We start from the raw sequence: 16,326 nt of genomic DNA, 5'->3' as shown, positions 1-16,326 counted from the left end.
AAGCGAATTTTGAGGTAAAGGCCGTTTGCCCTGGTGGCAAATATCCTAGTCTGTTGTAGGTTTAGACTCATACGGCTCTGCAACAAGCAAGGGACCTCATGAAGGGAAAACGGACTCTCGAAGCGCCAAGGTTGCTGGGCATCATTTGGCCATTTGTCGCGGTCGTGCTGTTTCAGGCGTTGCTAGGAAGCATCAGCCTTTACGCGCTCTCGGCTGTGCGTGGTTACGTGGGTGGCGAAAGCCTCTGGTCCAAGGGCCAGAAGGACGCCATCTACTACCTTACGCTGTATGCCGACAGTGGCGATCAGGCGGCGTTCGAGAAGTACCAGCGGGCTATCGCCGTGCCCATGGGGGGGCATGAGCTGCGCACCGCACTGGATTTGCCGACACCGGACATCGCAGCGGCTCGCAAGGGCATGTTGCAGGGTGGCAACCACCCCGATGACGTCTCCAGTGTGATCTGGTTGTACCTGAATTTTCGTCATGTCAGTTACCTGGAAAAGGCCATTCAACTGTGGGCCGTCGGCGATGGCTTCGTGCAGCAACTCGACACTCTTGCCCAGGAAATACGCCAAGGCTTTGCGCGTGGGAAGGCCTCGGCCAGGAATGTGGCCGACTGGAAGGCCAGGATTGCCTCGATCAATGAGGGCGTGGCGCCGGCCGCCAAGGCGTTCAGCGATGCCTTGAGCGAAGGCTCGCGGGTGCTCCTGCGCCTGTTGCTGTTCATCAACGTGGCGACCGCATTGTTCCTGATTGCCCTGGCCTGGAAGCGCTCGCACAAGCTGCTGGTTCAGCGCCAAGCCTTTGCCAGTGCGCTGCAGGTTGAAAAAGAGCGTGCGCAAGTCACCCTGGCGTCGATTGGCGATGGTGTGATAACCACCGACGTCGATGGCTGTATTACCTACATGAACCCGGCTGCCGAGCAGTTGACCCACTGGGATGCCCAGCAGGCGCAGGGCTTGCCCTTGGCGGCACTGTTCAATCTGCTTGATGAGCATGCCGAGAAGGACAGCCTGACGCTGATTGAGCACATTCTCAACGGCACCCTGCATGAAGGCGGTGAGCATGCCAAGCTGATTCAGCGGCTCGATGGCAGCACCGTTTCCGTCGCCCTGGTGGGCGCGCCGATAGTCAACGAAGGGCGTATCAGTGGCGTTGTAGTGGTGCTGCATGACATGACCCAGGAGCGCCAATACATTGCCAACCTGTCCTGGCAGGCCACCCATGACGCCCTGACAGGGTTGGCCAACCGCCGGGAATTCGAGTTCCGCCTGGAGCAGGCGCTCGCGGGCCTGAGCCGAAGTACGGCGCGCCATTCATTGCTGTTCCTGGACCTGGATCAGTTCAAGCTGGTCAACGATACCTGTGGCCATGCGGCGGGCGATGAGCTGCTGCGGCACATTTGTGCCTTGCTTCAGGGCGGGTTGCGTGAAGGGGACACCTTGGCGCGTCTTGGGGGCGATGAGTTCGGCATCCTGCTGGAAAACTGCCCGTCGGAGCAAGCCGAGCGCATTGCCGAAAACCTTCGCCAGACAGTGCAGAGCCTGCACTTTGTCTGGAAAGGGCGCCCGTTCATGACCACGGTCAGTATTGGTCTGGTTCACCTCAGCCAGCCACCGGCGACCCTGGAAGCATCGTTGCGAGCCGCGGACATGGCGTGTTACATGGCCAAGGAGAAGGGGCGCAACCGCGTTCAGGTCTACCATGCCGACGACACCGAGTTGTCCATGCGCGTTGGTGAAATGGCCTGGATTCAGCGTTTGCACGTCGCATTGGAAGAAAACCGCTTTTGCCTTTACTCCCAGGAAATTGCGGCATTGGGTGAGCCTGGCAATGCCGGTGGGCACCTTGAGATTCTTCTGCGGCTGCACGATGAGAGTGGGCGCATCATCCTGCCTGATAGCTTTATCCCGGCCGCAGAACGCTATGGGTTGATGACCGCACTGGACCGCTGGGTCGTGCGCAACGTGTTTCAGGTGATTCGTGAAGCCTTGGACAGGCCGCGTCAAGGGCCGTTGGCCATGTGCGCGATCAACTTGTCCGGGAGCAGTATCGGCGACGACAACTTCCTTGAATACCTGCACCGCATGTTCAGCGAGTTTGCGATTCCACCGCAGTTGATCTGCTTTGAAATCACTGAAACCAGTGCCATTGCCAACCTGGGTAGCGCCATTCGTTTCATCAACGACTTGAAGGGGTTGGGCTGCAGGTTCTCGCTTGATGACTTCTGCGCAGGCATGTCGTCGTTCGCATATTTGAAGCATTTGCCAGTAGACTTCCTGAAAATCGACGGAAGTTTCGTCAAGGACATGCTGGATGACCCGATTAATCGGGCGATGGTCGAAGTGATCAACCACATTGGCCATGTCATGGGCAAACGCACGATCGCCGAGTTCGTCGAAACCCCGCTGATTGAACAGGCCTTGCGGGAAATTGGCGTGGACTACGCACAGGGGTACCTCATCGAGCGTCCGGCGGTGTTTTCGTGCGACAGCCTGCAGCGCAAACGTGCGCCGGAGCGCGCTCAGATGATGAAGGCGCCAGGAACGTTTCGCTGAACATTAACAATCACAAGGAAAAGGAGCTGACAGTGAATGATGCATTTGTTCGAATCGGTCCGTTGATGGATCCCGCCAGTTACCCGCTCTGGGCCCAACAGTTGATTGAAGCCTGCAGCGAAAGTAAGCGAAAGGTGGTCGAGCACGAGCTTTACCAGCGCATGCGAGATAACCGGTTGGGGGCTCGAACGATGCGTCAGTACCTGATTGGTGGCTGGCCGGTGGTTGAACAGTTCGCCCTGTACATGGCACAGAACCTGACCAAGACCCGCTTTGCCCGCCATCCCGGAGAGGACCTGGCGCGGCGCTGGCTGATGCGCAACATTCGCGTCGAACTCAATCATGCCGATTATTGGCTGAACTGGTGCCATGCCCATGGCGTCAGCCTCGACGACCTGCAGGCGCAGCAGGTGCCGACAGAGCTGCAGGCGTTGAGCCACTGGTGCTGGCACACCAGCTCGGCAGACCCGCTGATCATCGCGATTGCAGCGACCAACTATGCCATTGAAGGGGCTACCGGCGAGTGGTCGGCCTTGGTCTGCTCTACCGGTGCCTATGCCGAGGCGTTTCCGGAAGCGCAGCGCAAGCGCGCCATGAAGTGGCTGAATCTGCACGCTCAGTATGACGATGCGCACCCATGGGAGGCGCTGGAGATCATCTGCACGCTGGCTGGCAACAACCCGTCCAAGGCCTTGCAGGCCGAGCTGCGGCAGGCCATCTGCAAGAGTTACGAATACATGTACCTGTTCCTTGAGCGCTGCATGCAAATGGAAGTGTCGCATGAGCGCCAGAGCCCCCGCGAACGGATGGCTCTGGTGCAAGGCTGAAGCTTACTGCGCGTCGAACGCCTGGCCGTTGATGCCGGCGCTGTCCGGGCCCATCAGGTACAGATACACCGGCATGATATCGGCCGGCAGCGGATTGCTTTCGGGGTTTTCGCCCGGGTAGGCCTGGGCGCGCATGCTGGTGCGGGTTGCGCCTGGGTTGACACTGTTGGCGCGCACAGGGGCAACGCCCTCCAGCTCATCTGCCAGGGTTTGCATCAGGCCCTCGGTGGCGAACTTCGACACCCCATAGGCGCCCCAGTAGGCGCGGCCTTTGCGGCCAACACTGCTGGAGGTGAAGATCACCGAAGCGTCCTGCGACAGCTTCAACAGCGGCAGCAGGGTGCTGGTCAGCATGAACGTGGCGTTCACGTTGACATGCATCACCCGCATGAAGTTGTCGCCAGACAGCTGTTCAATCGGTGTCCGTGGGCCAATGATCGAGGCGTTGTGCAGCAGGCCGTCGAGCCGACCGAACTCATTCTCGATCATCACCGCCAGTTCGTCGTACTGGTGTGGCAGCGCCGTTTCCAGGTTGAACGGAATGACCACCGGTTGTGGATGCCCGGCCGCTTCGATTTCGTCATAGACCTGGGTCAGGTTGGCTTCGGTCTTGCCCAGCAGCAGCACCGTCGCACCGTGGGCAGCGAAGCTCTTGGCGGCGGCTGCGCCGATGCCGCGACCGGCGCCGGTGACAAGGATGACCCGGTCTTTGAGCAGGTCGGGGCGGGCGGAGTAGTCGAACATGGTGTTTACCTCTAAATAGTCGCTATCAGCAGCCGCAGAGTGCGCTGTCGATCACCTTGCGCAGTTCCAGTGGATGGTCGACCACCACGTCCGCACCCCAGTTGTTCGGGTTGTCTTCGGGGTGGATATAGCCATAGCGCACGGCAGCGGTGCGGGTGCCGGCATCGCGCCCCGACTCGATGTCACGCAGGTCGTCGCCCACGAACAGCACGCTGGCCGGGTCCAGGTTCAGGGTTTTACAGGCCAGGATCAGTGGCTCTGGATCGGGCTTGCTGTTCTTTACATGGTCCGGGCAGATCAGCAGCGCCGAACGCTCGGCCAGGCCGAGTTGTTGCATGATGGGCTCGGCGAAGCGCACGGGCTTGTTGGTGACCACACCCCACAGCAAGTTGCCTTTTTCGATGTCGGCCAGCAATTCGGCCATGCCGTCGAACAGGCAGCTGTGGACCGCGCAGTTGGCCTGGTAGCGCTCAAGGAACTCCAGGCGCAGTGCTTCGAACGCCGCGTCGGCCGGGTCCAGCGCGAAGGTTGCAGAGACCATGGCCCGGGCACCACCGGAAATCACATCACGGATTCTCTGTTCGTCTACGGGGGGCAGGCCGCGGTCGGCCAGCATGGCCTGGCAGATGGCGACGAAGTCCGGCGCCGTATCCAGCAAGGTGCCATCCATGTCGAAAAGTACGGCTCGCAAACGCATGCTCATTCCTCGCGCAGGGTTTGAATCATGTAGTTGACGTCGACATCGGCTGCCAGCTTGTAATGCTTGGTCAGCGGGTTGTAGGTCAGGCCGATGATGTCCTTGACGCTCAGGCCGGCTTCACGGCTCCAGGCGCCCAGTTCCGAGGGGCGGATGAACTTCTTGAAGTCATGGGTGCCACGCGGCAGCAACTTCATGATGTACTCGGCGCCAATGATCGCAAACAGGTACGCCTTGGGGTTGCGGTTGATGGTCGAGAAAAATACCTGGCCACCCGGTTTGACCATGCGGTAGCAGGCGCGGATCACCGAGGACGGGTCAGGGACGTGCTCCAGCATCTCCAGGCAGGTGACCACGTCAAACTGGCCTGGCATTTCCTCGGCCAGGGCCTCGGCGGTGATCTGCCGGTACTCAACGTTCACGCCCGATTCCAGCTGGTGCAGTTGGGCGACGGCCAGCGGTGCCTCACCCATGTCGATACCGGTGACGGTCGCGCCGCGCTGGGCCATGGATTCGCTGAGAATGCCGCCGCCGCAGCCAACATCGAGCACCTTCTTGCCGGCCAGCTTGACGCGCTCGTCAATCCAGTTGACCCGTAGCGGGTTGATGTCGTGCAGCGGTTTGAACTCGCTTTCGCGGTCCCACCAGCGGTGGGCGAGGGCTTCGAATTTGGCGATTTCAGCGTGGTCGACGTTGCTCATGGAACAGTCCTCTGAAGCTTCAATAATACGTTACGGGTCGGCAGCGGGGCTGGCGACGGGTTATTCGTGATGGCCGCCAATGCGCTGGCCCCAGGCGCGGGCTGTGCTACTCAGGGCCTGTTCGTCCAGGCGCGTCAGGCGCCGCTCGTCCAGCAGTTGCTTGCCGTTGACCCAGACATGCTTCACGCAGTCACGGCCGCAGGCGTAGATCAGTTGCGAAACCGGGTCGTAGACCGGCTGTTGAGCCAGGCCCGAAAGATCGAAGGCGGTCAGGTCGGCGGCCTTGCCCAGCTCCAGTGAGCCGGTAATCGCGTCGAGGCCCAGTGCGCGTGCACCATTGAGGGTCGCCATGCGCAGGGCACGGTGTGCGTCCAGTGCGGTGGCCGAGCCAGCCACTGCCTTGGCCAACAGGGCCGCAGTGCGGGTTTCGCCGAGCAGGTCGAGATCGTTGTTGCTGGCCGCGCCGTCGGTTCCAACGGCGACGTTGACGCCGGCTTGCCACAGGCGTTCGACCGGGCAGAAGCCGCTGGCCAGTTTCAGGTTCGATTCCGGGCAGTGGACAACGTTGGTGTTGCTTTCTACCAGCAGCGCCAGGTCTTCGTCGCTGACCTGGGTCATGTGTACCGCCTGCAGGCGCGGGCCAAGCAGGCCGAGGCGGGCCAGGCGTGCCAGAGGGCGCTCGCCACGCTGCTCCAGCGACTGCTGGACCTCAAAGGCGGTTTCCTGGATATGCATGTGAATCGGCGCGTCCAGTTCCTCGGCGATCACCCGGATTTTCTCCAGGTTCTCGTCGCTCACCGTGTAAGGCGCGTGCGGGCCGAAGGCCACGGTAATGCGGGGATGGTGGCGCAGGTCGCCGAACAGCTCGACCCCCTGGTGCAGCGCTTCATCGGTGCTGCGTGCGCCAGGAATCGGGAAGTCCAGCAGGGGAATGGCGATCTGTGCGCGAATGCCGCTCTCGTGTACGCGCTCGCTGGCAATCTTCGGGAAAAAGTACATGTCCGAGAAGCAGGTGATGCCGCCCTTGAGCTGCTCGGCGATGGCCAGGTCGGTACCGTCGCGCACGAAGGCTTCGTCGACCCAGCGGCTCTCGGCCGGCCAGATGTGCTTTTCGAGCCAGGTCATCAACGGCAGGTCGTCGGCCAGGCCACGGAACAGGGTCATTGCCGCGTGGCCGTGTGCGTTGATCAGGCCGGGGCTGAGCAGGCAGCCTGGCAACTCGCGGATCTCCCCGGCGCCGTGGCGCAGGGCGTCTTCGCGTGGGCCCACGAAGGCGATCTTGCCGTCACGGATGCCCAGGCCGTAGTCCTTGAACACCACCCCGGCCGGTTCGACGGGCACCAGCCAGGTTGGCAGGAGCAACAGGTCGAGGGGGGTGGCAAGCTTGGGCATGGTAGAAAATCCAAGGGCTAAAGGAGTAAGGGCGAAGTATACCCGAGCGCCCGCGCCTGGGGATCGTTATAATCATTCGCTTTTGATGTCTGAATGGTGGGGTGAGGCATGCGCGATCGACTGTTGGCTGCAGAGAAGGTAAAGGCCATCGATTGGCGAGACGGTGCCTTGTACCTGCTCGACCAGCGCATCCTGCCAGCGGAGGAAACCTGGCTGGCGTATACCGATGCGCACGGTGTGGCCGAGGCGATTCGTTCCATGGTGGTGCGTGGCGCGCCTGCAATTGGCATCAGCGCTGCCTATGGCATCGTTTTGGCCGTGCGTCAGCGCCTGGCCGTCGGTGGCGACTGGAAAGCGGCGCTGGAAGAAGATTTCACTGTTCTGGCCGAGTCGCGGCCAACCGCAGTCAACCTGTTTTGGGCACTGAACCGCATGCGCGAGCGCCTGGAACGCCTGAAGAGCACCGATGACCCGCTGGCGCTCATGGAGGCTGAAGCCATCGCGATTCACGAAAGTGACCGCGAGGCCAACCTGACCATGGCTCAGTTGGGTGTCGAGCTGATTCGCAAGCATCAGGGCAGTGAGCAGGCGGTACTCACCCACTGCAACACGGGTGCGCTGGCAACGGGTGGTTTTGGTACTGCGCTGGGGGTGATTCGCGGTGCTTGGCTAGAGGGTATGATCGAGCGCGTCTACGCCGATGAAACCCGGCCCTGGTTGCAAGGCTCGCGGCTGACCGCCTGGGAGTTGGCCAACGAAGGCATTCCGGTGACCCTGAATGCCGATTCGGCGGCGGCTCACCTGATGAAGACCAAGGGCATTACCTGGGTCATCGTCGGGGCAGACCGCATCACCGCCAATGGCGACGTGGCGAACAAGATCGGTACCTACCAGCTGGCGGTCAACGCCATGCACCATGGCGTGCGTTTCATGGTGGTGGCGCCGAGCTCGACCATCGACATGAGCCTGGCCAGTGGCGATGACATCCCGATCGAAGAGCGTGCCGGCAGTGAGTTGCTGGACGTCGGCGGGCAGCGCGTCGGTGCCGATGTCGATGCCTTCAACCCGGTGTTCGACGTGACCCCGGCGGACCTTATCGACGCCATCGTCACCGAGAAAGGCATCGTCGAGCGCCCGGATACCGCGAAAATGGCCCAATTGATGTGCCGCAAGCGCCTGCATTGACTGAGTGCCCCTTGGCGGCCTTTATCGTCGCGGGTGCTAGGGTGCCTGCACCAGCGACGCTTTGCCGTACTCCCAAGCCCTCGGCGACTGTGGTAACATCCGACGGTTTCCAAGACCGCTCAATTTGGCTGTCTTTACTGCGCAGATCCATGGCTTAACTCGTTGATTTGTCGTAAGTCGTTGCAGGGCAGCAGCTTTGCGGCGGCGAGCTTCGTTCGTCCGATCATGGATGTGGCGGAGTTTCACCAGAAAAAGGAATCAGGCTTCTCATGGGCGAACTGGCCAAAGAAATCCTCCCGGTCAATATCGAAGACGAACTGAGACAGTCCTACCTCGACTACGCGATGAGCGTCATTGTCGGGCGAGCACTGCCCGATGCGCGTGATGGCTTGAAGCCCGTGCATCGTCGTGTTCTGTTTGCGATGAGCGAGCTGGGTAACGACTGGAACAAACCGTACAAGAAATCTGCCCGTGTGGTCGGTGACGTGATCGGTAAGTATCACCCTCACGGTGACACGGCGGTCTACGACACCATCGTACGTATGGCTCAGCCTTTCTCCCTGCGCTACCTGCTGGTCGACGGCCAGGGCAACTTCGGTTCGGTCGACGGCGACAACGCCGCCGCGATGCGTTACACCGAAGTGCGCATGACCAAGCTGGCCCACGAGCTGCTGGCCGACCTGCACAAGGAAACCGTCGACTGGGTGCCCAACTACGACGGCACCGAGCAGATCCCGGCGGTCATGCCGACCCGTATCCCGAACCTGCTGGTCAACGGTTCCAGCGGTATCGCCGTGGGCATGGCAACCAACATTCCGCCGCACAACCTGGGCGAAGTCATCGACGGTTGCCTGGCGCTGATCGATAACGCGGACATCACGGTCGATGAACTGATGCAGTTCATCCCGGGTCCGGACTTCCCGACCGCGGCCATCATCAACGGCCGTGCCGGCATCATCGAGGCCTACCGCACGGGCCGTGGCCGCATCTACATGCGCGCCCGCTCCACCGTCGAAGACATCGACAAGGTCGGTGGTCGTCAGCAGATCGTGGTCACCGAGCTGCCGTATCAGCTGAACAAGGCGCGGTTGATCGAAAAGATCGCCGAGCTGGTCAAGGAAAAGAAACTCGAAGGTATCACCGAGCTGCGTGACGAGTCCGACAAGGACGGTATGCGTATCGTGATCGAGCTGCGTCGCGGCGAGGTGCCTGAGGTCATCCTCAACAACCTCTATGCCCAGACCCAGCTGCAAAGCGTGTTCGGCATCAACGTTGTCGCGCTGATCGACGGCCAGCCGAAGGTTCTGAACCTCAAGGACCTGCTCGAGGCGTTCGTCCGTCACCGCCGCGAAGTGGTTACCCGTCGTACCGTATTCGAGCTGCGCAAGGCGCGTGAACGTGGCCATATCCTTGAAGGCCAGGCGGTTGCCCTGTCCAACATCGACCCGGTCATCGCCTTGATCAAGGCATCGCCAACCCCGTCCGAGGCCAAGGAAGCGCTGATCAGCACCCCTTGGGAGTCCAGTGCCGTGCAGGTCATGGTCGAGCGCGCTGGCGCCGATTCCTGCCGTCCGGAAACCCTCGACGAGCAATATGGCCTGCGCGACGGCAAGTACTTCCTGTCGCCTGAACAGGCTCAGGCGATCCTCGACCTGCGTCTGCACCGCCTGACAGGCCTGGAGCACGAGAAGCTGCTGGCCGAGTACCAGGAGATTCTCAACCAGATCGGCGAGCTGATCCGCATCCTCAACAGCGCCGAGCGCCTGATGGAAGTGATCCGCGAAGAGCTGGAACTGATCCGTGCCGAATACGGCGACGTGCGCCGCACCGAAATTCTCGACGCACGCCTCGACCTGACCCTGGGTGACATGATCCCGGAAGAAGACCGGGTTGTGACCATCTCCCATGGCGGCTACGCCAAGACCCAGCCGCTGGCGGCCTACCAGGCCCAGCGTCGCGGCGGCAAAGGCAAGTCGGCGACCGGCGTCAAGGACGAGGACTACATCTCGCACCTGCTGGTTGCCAACAGCCACACCACGCTGCTGCTGTTCTCCAGCAAGGGCAAGGTGTACTGGCTGAAGACCTACGAAATCCCTGAGGCCTCGCGTGCCGCCCGCGGTCGTCCGCTGGTCAACCTGCTGCCGCTGGATGAGGGTGAGCACATCACCACCATGCTGCCGGTCGAGGAATACACCGAAGGCCACTTCATCTTCATGGCGACCGCCAATGGTACCGTGAAGAAGACCCCGCTGGAGCAGTTCAGCCGTCAGCGCAGCGTTGGCCTGATCGCGCTGGAGCTGGACGAGGGCGATATCCTGATTTCCGCTGCCATTACCGATGGCGAGCGTGAGGTCATGCTGTTCTCCGACGCGGGCAAGGTGACACGCTTCAAAGAGTCCGACGTGCGTGCCATGGGCCGTACCGCGCGCGGTGTGCGCGGCATGCGTCTGGGCGAAGGTCAGAAACTGATCTCGATGATCATTCCGGAGGAGGGCAGCCAGATCCTCACCGCGTCCGAGCGTGGCTACGGCAAGCGTACGGCGATCACCGAGTTCCCAGAGTACAAGCGCGGTGGCCAAGGTGTAATCGCCATGGTCAGCAACGAGCGTAACGGCCGCCTGGTCGGTGCAGTTCAGGTGCAGGACGGTGAGGAAATCATGCTGATTTCCGACCAGGGCACCTTGGTACGCACCCGCGTCAGCGAAGTGTCCAGCCTGGGTCGTAATACCCAGGGCGTAACCTTGATCAAACTGGCGAGCGACGAGACTCTGGTGGGCCTTGAGCGCGTGCAGGAGCCTTCCGAAGAGGAGGGTGACGAGGAAGGTTTCGAAGGTGAAGCCGACACCGCCGTCGATGCAGATGCAGACGTTGATACCGACGTTGATGCGGACGCGGACGCAGACGAAGCGCCGCAGGAATAGTGTAAACGCGGATTTTATGTGGGAGGGCCTGCGGGGCTGGCAATCGGCCTCGCAGCGAATCCCGCAGACATCAAGAGCAGAGCGAGAGTGGATGTGAGCAAACGAGCCTTTAACTTCTGCGCAGGCCCTGCTGCGCTTCCTGATGCTGTGCTGCAGCGTGCCCAGGCCGAGATGCTGGACTGGCACGGCAAAGGCCTGTCGGTCATGGAAATGAGCCACCGTAGCGACGACTACGTGGCCATCGCCGAGAAAGCCGAGCAGGATCTGCGTGATCTGCTCTCTGTTCCCTCCAACTACAAGGTCCTGTTCCTGCAGGGCGGTGCCAGTCAGCAATTCGCTGAAATTCCACTGAACCTGCTGCCCGAAGGTGGCACTGCGGACTACGTGGAAACCGGCATCTGGTCGAAGAAGGCGATTGAAGAAGCGCGCCGCTTCGGTCACGTCAATGTTGCCGCCAGCGCCAAGCCATACGATTACCTGGCCATTCCTGGGCAGAACGAGTGGAACCTGACCAAGGACGCCGCCTACCTGCACTACGCCTCCAACGAAACCATCGGCGGCCTGCAGTTCGACTGGGTTCCGCAAACCGGTGACGTGCCGCTGGTGGTCGACATGTCTTCGGACATCCTTTCGCGCCCGATCGACGTCTCGCAGTTCGGCATGATCTATGCCGGTGCGCAGAAAAACATCGGCCCGAGCGGTCTGGTGGTGGTCATCGTCCGTGAAGACCTGCTGGGCCATGCCCGCAGCAGCTGCCCGACCATGCTCGACTACAAGGTCGCAGCCGACAACGGCTCGATGTACAACACCCCGGCGACCTACTCCTGGTACCTCTCCGGGCTGGTCTTCGAGTGGCTCAAGGAGCAGGGCGGCGTCGAGGCCATGGAGCGTCGTAACCGGGCGAAGAAAGACCGCCTGTACGGCTTCATCGACAGCAGCGCGTTCTACACCAACCCGATTGCGCACAACGCCCGTTCCTGGATGAACGTACCGTTCCGCCTGGCGGACGAGCGTTTGGACAAAGCCTTCCTGGCTGGTGCTGATGCCCGTGGCCTGCTCAACCTCAAGGGCCATCGCTCGGTGGGCGGCATGCGTGCGTCGATCTACAACGCACTGGGCCTTGAAGCGATCGAGGCACTGGTGGCCTACATGGCTGAATTCGAGAAGGAACACGCCTGATGTCCGAACAGGAGCTCAAGGCGCTGCGCGTGCGCATTGACAGCCTCGACGAGAAAATCCTCGAGCTGATCAGCGACCGTGCGCGTTGCGCCCAGGAAGTTGCACGGGTCAAGATGGCGTCCCTGAGCGAAGGCGAAACCCCGGTGTTCTATCGTCCCGAGCGTGAAGCGCAAGTGCTCAAGCGGGTCATGGAACGCAACCCGGGGCCGCTGGGCAACGAGGAAATGGCGCGTTTGTTCCGCGAAATCATGTCCTCCTGCCTGGCCCTGGAGCAGCCGCTGAAAGTGGCTTACCTCGGCCCAGAGGGCACCTTCACCCAGGCGGCGGCCCTGAAGCACTTTGGCCATGCCGTGATCAGCAAGCCAATGGCGGCAATCGACGAGGTGTTCCGCGAGGTTGCAGCCGGTGCCGTGAACTTCGGTGTCGTGCCGGTGGAAAACTCCACCGAGGGTGCGGTCAACCACACCCTCGACAGCTTCCTCGAACACGACATGGTGATCTGTGGTGAAGTCGAGCTGCGTATTCACCACCACCTGCTGGTGGGCGAGAACACCAAGACCGACAGCATCAGCCGTATCTACTCCCATGCCCAGTCGCTGGCCCAGTGCCGCAAGTGGCTGGATGCGCACTACCCGAACGTCGAGCGCGTTGCTGTATCGAGCAACGCCGAGGCGGCCAAGCGGGTCAAGGGCGAATGGAACTCCGCGGCGATTGCCGGTGACATGGCGGCTGGGCTCTATGGCCTGACCCGTCTGGCGGAAAAAATCGAAGACCGCCCGGACAACTCCACGCGCTTCTTGATGATCGGTAACCAGGAAGTCCCGCCGACGGGCGACGACAAGACCTCGATCATCGTCTCGATGAGCAACAAGCCGGGTGCGCTGCATGAACTGCTGGTACCGTTCCACGAGAACGGTATCGACCTGACCCGCATCGAAACCCGTCCGTCGCGCAGCGGCAAATGGACCTACGTCTTCTTCATCGACTTCGTCGGGCACCACCGCGATCCGCTGATCAAGGCCGTGCTGGAGAAGATCAGCCAGGAGGCGGTGGCCCTGAAAGTACTGGGTTCCTATCCGAAAGCCGTACTCTGAGGTTTAGCCATGCGTGATGTTCTGAACAGGGTGCCGGTTTGTGGTTGACGTGACAGTAGAAAAGGCTGAGCCCATTATTACGCGCCTGGTCGTTGTCGGCCTGGGCCTGATCGGTGGGTCCTTTGCCAAGGGCCTGCGCGAAAGCGGTCTGTGCCGTGAAGTGGTCGGGGTCGATCTCGACCCGCAGTCGCGCAAGCTGGCGGTTGAGCTGGGTGTAGTCGATCGCTGCGAAGACGACCTGGCCAAGGCCTGTGTCGGTGCCGATGTCATTCAATTGGCCGTACCGATTCTGGCCATGGAAAAGCTCCTGGCCAAACTCGCGCAGCTCGAACTGGGGCAGGCGGTACTGACAGATGTCGGTAGCGCCAAGGGCAATGTCGTGCGCGCAGCGCGCGAGGCCTTTGGCTCACGCCTGCCGAACTTTGTGCCAGGGCATCCGATTGCCGGCTCCGAGCAAAGCGGCGTGGAAGCCTCCAATGCCGAGCTGTTTCGTCGACACAAAGTCATTCTTGACCCCGCTTGCCGAGACCGATCCCGCCGCCTTGGCGCTGGTTGATCGCCTCTGGCGTGCGCTGGGTGCCGACGTCGAGCACATGCAGGTCGAGCGCCACGACGAGGTGCTCGCGGCAACCAGTCATCTGCCGCACCTGTTGGCCTTTGGTCTGGTCGACTCGTTGGCAAAACGCAACGAAAACCTGGATATCTTCCGTTACGCTGCGGGCGGCTTTCGCGATTTCACGAGAATCGCCGGAAGCGACCCGGTAATGTGGCACGACATTTTTCTCGCCAACCGCGAAGCTGTTCTGCGCACACTGGATACATTTCGCAGCGACCTCGACGCCTTGCGCGATGCGGTCGATGCAGGGGACGGGCACCAGCTGCTGGGTGTGTTCACCCGCGCTCGGGTAGCTCGCGAGCATTTCAGTAAAATCCTGGCCCGCCGGGCCTATGTGGACGCTATGAACTCCAACGATCTGATTTTCCTGGCAAATCCTGGTGGTCGCCTGTCCGGCCGTATTCGCGTACCAGGCGACAAATCGATTTCCCACCGCTCGATCATGCTCGGCTCGCTGGCCGAAGGCACCACCGAGGTGGAAGGTTTCCTTGAGGGCGAAGATGCGCTGGCTACCCTGCAGGCCTTCCGTGACATGGGTGTGGTGATCGAGGGCCCGCATCACGGCCGCGTGACCATCCATGGCGTTGGCCTCAATGGCCTGAAGCCGCCACCTGGGCCGATCTACCTGGGTAACTCCGGTACCTCGATGCGCCTGCTGTCCGGCCTGCTGGCCGCGCAAAGCTTCGATACCGTACTGACCGGTGATGCCTCGCTGTCCAAGCGTCCGATGAACCGTGTGGCCAACCCGCTGCGCGAAATGGGTGCAGTCATTGAAACCGCTGCTGAAGGTCGTCCGCCGATGACCATTCGCGGTGGTCACACGCTCAAGGCGCTGAACTACACCCTGCCAATGGCCAGTGCCCAGGTGAAATCCTGCCTGCTGCTGGCGGGCCTGTATGCCGAAGGCAAGACCACCGTTACCGAACCTGCACCGACCCGCGACCATACCGAGCGTATGCTGCGTGGCTTCGGCTACCCGGTCACGGTTGAGGGGGCGACCGCATCGCTGGAGTCCGGCCACAAGCTCACCGCCACGTCGATCGAAGTGCCTGCCGACATCTCCTCGGCGGCGTTCTTCCTGGTGGCAGCGTCGATTGCCGAAGGCTCCGAGTTGCTGCTTGAACACGTTGGCATCAACCCGACCCGCACCGGTGTTATCGACATCCTGCGTTTGATGGGCGGCGACATCACCCTGGAAAACCAGCGCGAAGTCGGCGGCGAGCCTGTGGCAGACCTGCGCGTGCGTGGCGCCAAGCTCAAGGGCATCGAAATTCCTGAGGCGCTGGTACCGCTGGCCATCGACGAATTCCCGGTATTGTTCGTGGCGGCTGCCTGTGCCGAAGGCCGTACCGTACTGCGTGGCGCCGAAGAGTTGCGGGTCAAGGAATCCGATCGCATCCAGGTCATGGCCGATGGCCTGCTGACCCTGGGCGTGAAATGTGAGCCGACCCCGGATGGCATCATCATCGATGGCGGCCCTATCGGCGGTGGCGAAGTTCATGGGCACGGTGACCACCGTATCGCCATGGCCTTCAGTGTTGCCTCGTTGCGTGCAAATGCGCCGATTCGCATCCATGATTGTGCCAACGTCGCCACGTCGTTCCCGAACTTCCTGGCGCTGTGTGCCGAAGTCGGCATCCGTGTTGCTGAAGAGGGCAAGTCGTGAACCAGCAAGCACCAGTCATCGCCATCGACGGGCCTAGCGGCTCCGGCAAGGGCACCATTGCCGGGCTGCTCTCCAAGCGCCTGGGCTGGAACCTGCTCGACTCGGGCGCGCTGTACCGTTTGCTGGCCTATGCGGCTGGCAACCACGGTGTCGACCTGACCAACGAAGAACTGCTCAAGGCGCTGGCCGCTCATCTGGATGTGCAATTCATCGCTGCCAGCGATGGCCAGCCGCAGCGTATTATTCTGGAAGGCGACGACGTCAGCGATGTCATTCGCAACGAGACCGTGGGGGCGGGTGCCTCCATGGTAGCCTCACTGCCGGCCGTACGGGATGCATTGTTGCAGCGCCAGCGTGCATTCCAGGAATCGCCGGGGCTGGTCGCTGATGGTCGTGACATGGGCACCGTGGTGTTTCCCGATGCCCCGCTGAAGATTTTCCTGACGGCCAGTGCCGAGGAGCGTGCGCGTCGACGCTACTTGCAGTTGAAGGCCAAGGGCGATGATGTTAGTCTGTCGAGTCTGCTAGATGAGATACGTGCGCGCGATGAGCGCGACACCCAGCGCGCAGTGGCCCCGCTCAAGCCGGCGCCCGACGCAATTCAGCTGGATTCCACGGAATTGTCCATCGAGCAGGTGTTGGAACGCATCATGAGTGAAGTCGCACTGCGCGACATCGCCGGGTGATCAGGGAGGTTTGCAGGTCCACCAGTCAACGTCCTGCAGGCTGCCCTTACTATGAACGAA

The 16,326-nt window shown here is 61.6% G+C and carries 11 protein-coding genes and 1 pseudogene; 8 read left to right on the top strand and 4 right to left on the bottom strand.

What is annotated here, in order from left to right:
* Positions 1 to 98: 98 nt before the first annotated feature.
* Both AB7M23_RS00150 and AB7M23_RS00145 read left to right on the top strand, forming a co-directional pair.
* Positions 99 to 2,558, top strand: a complete 2,460-nt coding sequence (locus AB7M23_RS00150) for an EAL domain-containing protein (RefSeq protein ID WP_454240004.1) — start codon at positions 99 to 101, stop codon at positions 2,556 to 2,558.
* 32 nt (positions 2,559 to 2,590) lie between these two features.
* Positions 2,591 to 3,385: a TenA family transcriptional regulator gene (locus AB7M23_RS00145; protein WP_454240003.1), complete on the top strand. Its 795-nt coding sequence runs from the start codon at positions 2,591 to 2,593 to the stop codon at positions 3,383 to 3,385.
* Positions 3,386 to 3,388: 3 nt separating this feature from the next.
* On the opposite strand, the gene AB7M23_RS00140 is transcribed toward AB7M23_RS00145, so the two are convergent.
* From AB7M23_RS00140 to AB7M23_RS00125, 4 genes are read right to left on the bottom strand one after another with little or no spacing between them, the layout of a single operon-like run.
* Positions 3,389 to 4,129 (bottom strand): YciK family oxidoreductase, encoded by a 741-nt coding sequence (locus AB7M23_RS00140; RefSeq protein WP_454240002.1) that lies wholly within the window; start codon positions 4,127 to 4,129, stop codon positions 3,389 to 3,391.
* A gap of 25 nt (positions 4,130 to 4,154) precedes the next feature.
* A complete protein-coding gene (gene mupP / locus AB7M23_RS00135) occupies positions 4,155 to 4,826 on the bottom strand; it encodes an N-acetylmuramic acid 6-phosphate phosphatase MupP (RefSeq protein ID WP_102053758.1) in 672 nt (223 codons plus the stop codon).
* A 2-nt stretch (positions 4,827 to 4,828) separates the two neighbouring features.
* The gene (ubiG, locus tag AB7M23_RS00130; protein ID WP_065760849.1) at positions 4,829 to 5,527 is read right to left on the bottom strand and encodes a bifunctional 2-polyprenyl-6-hydroxyphenol methylase/3-demethylubiquinol 3-O-methyltransferase UbiG; all 699 of its coding nucleotides are present in this window, start codon (positions 5,525 to 5,527) and stop codon (positions 4,829 to 4,831) included.
* Between the two features lie 60 nt (positions 5,528 to 5,587).
* A complete protein-coding gene (locus AB7M23_RS00125; protein WP_454240001.1) occupies positions 5,588 to 6,919 on the bottom strand; it encodes a TRZ/ATZ family hydrolase in 1,332 nt (443 codons plus the stop codon).
* A gap of 108 nt (positions 6,920 to 7,027) precedes the next feature.
* Here AB7M23_RS00125 and mtnA point away from each other — a divergent pair, with 108 nt between their 5' ends.
* From mtnA to cmk, 6 genes and pseudogenes are all read left to right on the top strand, one after another.
* Positions 7,028 to 8,104, top strand: coding sequence for an S-methyl-5-thioribose-1-phosphate isomerase (gene mtnA, locus AB7M23_RS00120; RefSeq protein WP_330523863.1), 1,077 nt, complete (start codon positions 7,028 to 7,030; stop codon positions 8,102 to 8,104).
* A 269-nt stretch (positions 8,105 to 8,373) separates the two neighbouring features.
* Complete coding sequence (gene gyrA, locus AB7M23_RS00115; RefSeq protein ID WP_454240000.1) at positions 8,374 to 11,025, top strand: DNA gyrase subunit A; 2,652 nt, start codon at positions 8,374 to 8,376, stop codon at positions 11,023 to 11,025.
* Positions 11,026 to 11,118: 93 nt separating this feature from the next.
* Positions 11,119 to 12,204 (top strand): 3-phosphoserine/phosphohydroxythreonine transaminase, encoded by a 1,086-nt coding sequence (gene serC, locus AB7M23_RS00110; protein ID WP_102053764.1) that lies wholly within the window; start codon positions 11,119 to 11,121, stop codon positions 12,202 to 12,204.
* On the top strand, positions 12,204 to 13,298 hold the full coding sequence (gene pheA, locus AB7M23_RS00105; protein ID WP_065760853.1) for a prephenate dehydratase: 1,095 nt from the start codon (positions 12,204 to 12,206) through the stop codon (positions 13,296 to 13,298). The genes serC and pheA overlap by 1 nt, the downstream gene beginning before the upstream one ends.
* 73 nt (positions 13,299 to 13,371) lie before the next feature.
* Positions 13,372 to 15,580: pseudogene (locus AB7M23_RS00100) on the top strand (bifunctional prephenate dehydrogenase/3-phosphoshikimate 1-carboxyvinyltransferase).
* A complete protein-coding gene (gene cmk / locus AB7M23_RS00095) occupies positions 15,577 to 16,266 on the top strand; it encodes a (d)CMP kinase (RefSeq protein WP_454239999.1) in 690 nt (229 codons plus the stop codon). The pseudogene AB7M23_RS00100 and the gene cmk overlap by 4 nt, the downstream one beginning before the upstream one ends.
* The last annotated feature ends 60 nt before the right edge of the window (positions 16,267 to 16,326 follow it).

This window comes from Pseudomonas sp. HLS-6 TE3448, assembly GCF_053629555.1.
Note: the sequence above shows the minus strand (reverse complement) of the source record. Positions and strands in the feature narration are given on the sequence as shown.

Excerpts from the sequence above, each read along its gene's own strand:
- ubiG (WP_065760849.1), bottom strand. The coding sequence starts at position 5,527 with ATGAGCAACGTCGACCACGCTGAAATCGCCAAATTCGAAGCCCTCGCC.
- AB7M23_RS00140 (WP_454240002.1), bottom strand. The coding sequence starts at position 4,129 with ATGTTCGACTACTCCGCCCGCCCCGACCTGCTCAAAGACCGGGTCATC.
- AB7M23_RS00150 (WP_454240004.1), top strand. The coding sequence starts at position 99 with ATGAAGGGAAAACGGACTCTCGAAGCGCCAAGGTTGCTGGGCATCATT.
- gyrA (WP_454240000.1), top strand. The coding sequence starts at position 8,374 with ATGGGCGAACTGGCCAAAGAAATCCTCCCGGTCAATATCGAAGACGAA.
- mupP (WP_102053758.1), bottom strand. The coding sequence starts at position 4,826 with ATGCGTTTGCGAGCCGTACTTTTCGACATGGATGGCACCTTGCTGGAT.
- pheA (WP_065760853.1), top strand. The coding sequence starts at position 12,204 with ATGTCCGAACAGGAGCTCAAGGCGCTGCGCGTGCGCATTGACAGCCTC.
- mtnA (WP_330523863.1), top strand. The coding sequence starts at position 7,028 with ATGCGCGATCGACTGTTGGCTGCAGAGAAGGTAAAGGCCATCGATTGG.
- AB7M23_RS00125 (WP_454240001.1), bottom strand. The coding sequence starts at position 6,919 with ATGCCCAAGCTTGCCACCCCCCTCGACCTGTTGCTCCTGCCAACCTGG.